This is a genomic window from Nocardiopsis listeri, from assembly GCF_020741345.1.
In the GTDB taxonomy this organism is placed as follows: Bacteria; Actinomycetota; Actinomycetes; order Streptosporangiales; family Streptosporangiaceae; genus Nocardiopsis; species Nocardiopsis listeri_A.
Genome location: NZ_DYZD01000469.1, coordinates 1 through 6,514 on the forward strand (window position 1 = coordinate 1; position 6,514 = coordinate 6,514).

6 protein-coding genes are annotated in these 6,514 nt (G+C 67.2%); 2 read left to right on the forward strand and 4 right to left on the reverse strand.

Annotated features, from left to right (window positions below):
• Positions 1–93: 93 nt before the first annotated feature.
• From K8V84_RS25440 to K8V84_RS25450, 3 genes are all read right to left on the reverse strand, one after another.
• Positions 94–1,251, reverse strand: a complete 1,158-nt coding sequence (locus K8V84_RS25440; protein ID WP_304079382.1) for an ABC transporter ATP-binding protein — start codon at positions 1,249–1,251, stop codon at positions 94–96.
• 76 nt (positions 1,252–1,327) lie between these two features.
• Positions 1,328–2,392, reverse strand: coding sequence for an ABC transporter substrate-binding protein (locus tag K8V84_RS25445; protein WP_304079383.1), 1,065 nt, complete (start codon positions 2,390–2,392; stop codon positions 1,328–1,330).
• A gap of 75 nt (positions 2,393–2,467) precedes the next feature.
• A complete protein-coding gene (locus K8V84_RS25450; RefSeq protein WP_304079384.1) occupies positions 2,468–3,199 on the reverse strand; it encodes an SDR family NAD(P)-dependent oxidoreductase in 732 nt (243 codons plus the stop codon).
• Positions 3,200–3,363: 164 nt separating this feature from the next.
• On the opposite strand from K8V84_RS25450, the gene K8V84_RS25455 reads away from it, so the two are divergent.
• Positions 3,364–4,047 (forward strand): GntR family transcriptional regulator, encoded by a 684-nt coding sequence (locus K8V84_RS25455; protein WP_304079385.1) that lies wholly within the window; start codon positions 3,364–3,366, stop codon positions 4,045–4,047.
• 107 nt (positions 4,048–4,154) lie between these two features.
• The gene (locus K8V84_RS25460; protein WP_304079386.1) at positions 4,155–5,660 is read left to right on the forward strand and encodes a CoA-acylating methylmalonate-semialdehyde dehydrogenase; all 1,506 of its coding nucleotides are present in this window, start codon (positions 4,155–4,157) and stop codon (positions 5,658–5,660) included.
• Positions 5,661–5,755: 95 nt separating this feature from the next.
• Here K8V84_RS25460 and K8V84_RS25465 read toward each other — a convergent pair.
• Positions 5,756–6,514, reverse strand: a 759-nt coding sequence (locus tag K8V84_RS25465; protein WP_369696682.1) for a metallophosphoesterase, incomplete at its 5' end; no start/stop codon positions are given.

Genomic DNA, 6,514 nt, shown 5'->3' on the forward strand with positions numbered 1-6,514 from the left:
TGGTCAACGGACCGGCGATGATCCGCGACAGGTCGACGACACGGACCCCCGACAGGGGCCCTCGCGGCAGTCGGTGTTCGGCCTCGGGCCACATCACTGTCCCTCCTCCGCGGGAACGATTCGAACGGACTCGGGGGCCATGAGGACCGTGATGTCCTCGTCCTCGCCCAGCGGCTTGCGGTGTCCGTCGACGGCCAGGCGCAACGTCCGCCCTCCGGCGACCTCGACCAGGTACTCGGTGGTCGCCCCGGCGAACATCCGGGCCCGGACCGTGGCACGACGTTCGTGGGGGGTCGTGACCTCGCCGTCGACCACGCGAAGGTCCTCTAGACGGACGATGAGCACGACCTGGTCCCCCTTGGACCACGGCCGTTGCGCGACTTCGGCCTGGATCACGCCCAGGTCGGTCTCGACCGACACCACACCCGCGGAGACCTCCTTCACCGTCCCCTCGATCTGGTTGCACTGACCGATGAAGTCGGCGACGTAACGCGTACGGGGAGAGCGGTAGATCTCCTCGGGCGTTCCCTCCTGCTCGATCTCCCCCTTGCGCATGACCACGAGGCGGTCGGCCAACTGCATGGCCTCGACCTGGTCGTGGGTGACGTAGACGGCGGAGAATCCCATTCGCCGGTGCATCTCCACCAGTTCCACGCGCAACTGCTCGCGCACCTTGGCGTCCACGTTGGAGAGCGGCTCGTCGAACATCACGCAGGAGGGATCGACCGCCAGGGCGCGGGCCAGGGCGACACGTTGTTGTTGTCCACCGCTGAGCTCGGACGGATAGCGGTCGGCGAGTTCGGGGATCCCGATCCTGCCCAGGAGCGCGGTGACCCGGGAGGCGATCTCGCTCTTGGCGATCTTGTGGGAGCGCAACGGGTAGGCGACGTTGTCGAAGACGGTCATGTGCGGCCAGAGCGCGTAGGACTGGAACATCATGTTGATGCCGCGTCTCTCGGCCGGCAGGTTGACCCTGTTCGACGATGAGTAGACCGTGTTCCCGGAGATGACGATCTCTCCGGTTTCGGGAGTCTCCAGGCCGGCGATCGAACGAAGCAGAGTGGTCTTTCCGCACCCGCTCGGGCCCAGGAGAACCACGAACTCTCCCGGTGAGACGTCCAACGAAACGTCGTCCAGAGCGTGTACCCGTTCCCGACCCTTCTTGCCGAAGGTCTTACGCAGTCGCCGAGCGCTGATACGCGGTTCCTCAACGTGGCCGGGGCGTCCCTGGGGTCGTGGTTCTTCGGTCAAGGTCGTACCCGTGCCCCTTCTGTCGGTGGTCGTCACTGGTCGAGCGGCCATGGCCGGCCTCCAAAGTGGTCTGTGCTCACAGGCCGAGCTCGTCGAGCTGGTCCCGCTTGAGTTCCTCGTCGGCCCACAGGTCGAAGTCGATCTGGACGGTGTCCTCCGGCGTCTCGATGCAGCCGTCGAGGACCTCTTCGAAGGGCAGTCCGTAGCCCGGGTTCGTGTCGCAGACCGCCTTGTGCCCTTCCAGGGAGAGCCGGAAGTTCGCGAAGAGCGCCCCGGCGTTCGGATTCGGGGAGCCCTCGGGAAGCACGACCTCGTTCGTGCCCAGGGTCGCCGGGGACATGAGGGTGAAATCGACCGGAGCGCCCTCGTCGATCAGGGGTTGGGTGTGCGCTCCACCGGCCGTCGGGAAGTTGAAGGCGAAGGCACCCGCCGCCACCTGCTGTCCCCCGGGGCCGGCGCTGTCGACCACCTCCGGGTTCTGCTCGCCCAACCGCTCGAGGAAGTCGTCACCGTAGGTCTCTCGCAGGAGCTCCAGCAGAGCCACCGGTGTGGGCGACGCCTGCGGGTCGACCATGAGGATCTGGCCCTCCCACTTGGGGTCGAGCAGGTCCTCCCAGCTCTCGGGCACCTCTTCGGGCGAGACCAGATCGGTGTTGTACTGCACGCCCGAGGCGTAGATGGCCCCCGCCGCGTGGTGGTCGTGCCGGTACTCCTCGTCGTACTCGGCCAGCGCGGGGAGAAGCTCCTCGTCGAAGGGACGGAACCAGTCCTCGTTGTCCTGGACCATCGTGGTGTCGGTCAGTTGGATGACGTCGGCGGCCACGACCCCGGAGTCCTTCTCACCGGCGAACCTCTGCACCACGGCCGAACTCGCCAGGCGCACGTACTCGACGGGGATCCCGTACTCCTCCTCGAAGGCGTTGATAACGGCGACGAGGTGTTCCTCGGTCTCGGTCGAGTAGACCGTGAGGGTGCCCTCCTCCTGCGCCGCCTCGACCAGGGCGTCGAAGTCACCGGTGACGGCCTCGTCCCCCTCGGTCCCGCCGCCCTGGCCAGGTGCGTTGATCCCACAGGACGTGGTGCCCACCGCCAGCGCCAGAGCCAGTGCCGCGACGCTTCCCATCTTCTTCGGACCCACCATCAGTGATCTCCTTCTCATGACCCGCATCACATGTACCGAGGATTAGTATCAAAGATATTTGATCAAATCAACACCTCACCGAAGGACCGAGATGCCCCCATCGACCTCCAGCACCGTGCCCGTCATCCAGGAAGAGCCCTCTCCCACCAGGAAGGACACCGCATCGGCCACCTCTTCCGGTCGCCCTTGGCGCCCGAGCGGCACCCGATCGATCATGGCCTTCACGTACTCGGGGTCCTCACGCCGATGCGCGTTCATGGGCGTCTCCACCGGCCCCGGGGACACCGCGTTGACCCTGACCCCGTGGGGCGCGAGTGAAACGGCCATTCCCCTGGTCAAAGACAGGACAGCACCCTTGGTCGCGCCGTACAGGGCACTGCTCGCCGTCAGGTGGTGGGCCGCGACCGAGGAGAAGTTGACGACGGACCCGCCTCCGCCCTCGACCATGGCCCGACCCAGGAGCAGCGAAGGAAGGTAGGTCCCCTTGACGTTGACCCTCATGAGCAGGTCGAAGTCGTCCTCCACCGTTTCCAGGAACGGCGCCGGCCGATGGATACCCGCCGCGTTGACCAGGGCCTTGACCCTTCCCCGTGCCACGGCCGCGTCGACGAGCCGCGAAACCTGCCCCCGATCGGAGACGTCCGCCCCGAACGGCACGACGCCCTCACGCCCCGCGAGCGCCTCTTCCACACGGTCTTCATGCAGGTCACAGGCGAAGACCAGGTAGCCTTCGGCGGCCAGGCGAAGGGCCACCGAGCGCCCGATGCCACCGGCCGCACCCGTCACCACCGCGACCTCTCCAGCCACAGAACTCACATTCGTCACAGACTGTCATCCCCTCTGAACAACCACGAGATACTTTGATAAAGTATCCGATGAGAAGATGGCTTGACGAGAGCCACACCACGTTCGGCCTCGGTCGATCACCAGACGGCGGCATCGACGAACCGATGCGACTTAGACGGGTGGACATGGCAAAAGCACCGACGAAAATCGAACACTCGCGGCGCCCCAACCTCAAACAGGAAGCAGCGCAGTACGTCAGGGACATGATCTTCTCCGCGTCCGTACGACCACGGGAGCGCCTGGACCAGGACCAGATCGCCGAGGACCTCGGGATCAGCCGGCTTCCGGTCCGCGAAGCACTGATCACGTTGGAGGCCGAGGGGTTGGTCGAGAGCGTCGCCCGCAGAGGCTCCTTCGTCGCGGCGCTGAGCCCCCAGGACATCATCGATCACTACGAGATGTACGGGCTGCTCAGCGGCATGGCGGCGGCCCGCGCCGCGGCTTCGGCACCACCCGGGACACTGAAGTCCATCGCGGACGTCGCCGCCCGGATGCGTACGACCACCGAGCCCCGTGAGCACGACGCGCTCAACTACGACTTCCACCAGGCCATCAACAAAGCGGGCAGCTCCGGACGGCTGCGGGCCGTACTGCGGATGCTCTCCCGGAGCATGCCCTCCCACTTCTTCGAGCACAACCTCGAATGGGAGTGGCAGGAACGCGCCCTGAGCGAGCACGACCTGATCGTCGCCGCCCTGCGCGCCGGAGACGGCAGAGCCGCCTCCGAGGCCGTCGCGCAACACTTCCGGCACACGGGGGCCCAGGCCGTCCGCATGATGGAATCGGCCGGCTTCTGGGCCGAGGAGTAACCCCCTCCCCACCCCTCTCCGCCTCAGGGCGGACCCCTGCGCCGAACAATCTGATATTTTATCCAAAATCAAGTCTGCGTGTAGCCACCGGCGAAAGGAAGCACACCATGACACCGACAACGCCTCGTCAGGTTTCCAACTGGATCGAGGGGCGCCCCATCCGTCCGGAAGGGACCACCTCGCATCCCGTGCTCGACCCGGCCACGGCGAAGGTGATCGCCAACGTCGACTTCGCCGGGCCCGAACTGGTGGAACAGGCGATCGGGTCGGCCGATCAGGCCGCCGCCGCCTGGCGCACCACCTCCCTGGCCAAGCGGACACAGGTCCTCTTCGCCTTTCGGGAACAACTGCGCACGCGAACCGACGAGTTGGCGCGGTTGATCACCGAGGAGCACGGCAAGCTCCTCTCCGACGCCGCCGGGGAGATCGCCCGTGGCATGGAGGTCGTGGAGTTCGCCTGCGGTATCCCACACCTGTTGAAGGGCGGGTACTCCGAGGGCGTCTCACGCGGAATCGACGTTCACTCCGTGCGTCAGCCCCTCGGTACCGTCGCGATCATCTCCCCCTTCAACTTCCCTGTGATGGTCCCGCTGTGGTTCGCCCCGGTCGCCATCGCCGCCGGCAACTCCGTCGTCCTCAAGCCGAGCGAACAGGACCCCTCCGCCGCCGACCTGATGGCCCGGATGTGGCGTGAGGCCGGTCTGCCGGACGGTGTCTTCACCGTCCTGCACGGAGGCCCCGAGGTCGTCAACACCCTGATCACGCACCCGGTCATCAAGGCGGTCTCCTTCGTCGGGTCCACCCGGATCGCGCAACACGTCTACGAGACCGGAACCGCCCACGGCAAGAGGGTCCAGGCCCTGGGCGGGGCCAAGAACCACATGCTGGTGCTCCCGGACGCGGACCTGGACCAGGCCGCCGACGCGGCCATCGGAGCCGCCTATGGCTCCGCCGGTGAGCGGTGCATGGCCATCTCGGCACTCTTGGCGGTCGACTCCGTGGCCGACGCGCTGGTCGAACGCATCAACGAACGCATCGGCGACCTCCGTACCGGTGACGGGCGCCGCGAGGTGGACATGGGACCGCTGGTGAGCGCCTCGCACCGCGACCGGGTCCTGTCCTACATCGAGTCCGGTCAGCAGGACGGTGCCACGGTGGTCGCCGACGGACGACGGGTCGTCCCCGACGGTTCTCGGGACGGCTATTGGGTCGGCCCCACCCTGCTCGACCACGTCACCCCCGACATGTCCGTGTACACCGACGAGATCTTCGGCCCGGTGCTCTCCGTGGTGCGGGTGCCCTCCTACGAGGAGGGGGTCCGCCTCATCAACGAGCACCCGTACGGCAACGGAACCGCCATCTTCACCAGGGACGGTGGAGCGGCCAGGCGCTTCGAGTACGAGGTGGAAGTGGGCATGGTGGGCGTCAACGTGCCCATTCCGGTGCCCGTTTCCTACTACTCCTTCGGTGGGTGGAAGTCCTCGCTCTTCGGAGACAGCCACGCCCACGGGACGGAGGGGGTCCACTTCTACACCAGGGGCAAGGTGGTCACCACCCGCTGGCCCGACCCGACCTCCCGGGGCATCGAACTCGGTTTCCCCGTCAACACCTGAGGCGACCCGTGCGCCCTGCCCGTACGCCGGGACCGGGCGGATCCACCCTGCGGTGGGCCCGCCCGGTCCATCTTCGTCACCCCTGTGGCCCGAGGTCAGGACTTCAGTTCGATGGTGACCTCTTCGGTGACGCCGTTCACGGTGACGCCGAGTTCGATGGTCGCCTCGGCCAACGCGCTCAACCGGCCGGTCCGTGGGTCGAAGACGGCGACGTGTTCGGCCTCGGCCTCGTCGGCCGGTCCGATGTGGACGTCGTCGGAACCGGACCAGTCCGCGCTCACCGGGTAGGCGACCGGCAAGGCGATACCGTCGTTGTCCACGGTCGCGGTGACCTCGACCTGTTCCCCGACCACGACCGAGGTCGGAGCGTCCAGTTCCAGCCCGTCCACGTGGGGACGCGTTTCGGTGGCCACCCAGTCCGCCGTGGGATCACCGTCGGTGTCGATCCCCCACAGCGACCAGCCGGTGAAGCCACCGTCCTCGGGGCCCGCCGAGGGGTTCTTGCCCGCGTTGCCGTTGATGACGTAGGGCACGCCGTCCACCCGGTCGGCGTGGAAGACACCGACGTGCGCGCCGATGAACGCCACGCCCTTACCGGTGTCGGCCTGGAAGTCGGCCAGCCAGTTCTCGACGGTGGCCGCCTCCTTGCGGTCCGACAGCTCGCTCGCCTTGGAGGGCAGCGGATCGCGGAAGGGCACGTGCTGGGCCACCACGACCGAGGTGACGGCGGGGTCCTCGGTCGCGGCGTCGAGTTCCTCCCGCAGCAGCGGCAGTTGCGACCAGTCGCCGGCCCGGTAGGAGAGCCGCGCCGTGTCCAGGAGGATGAACCTGGTGCCGTGGTGGTCGACCACCCG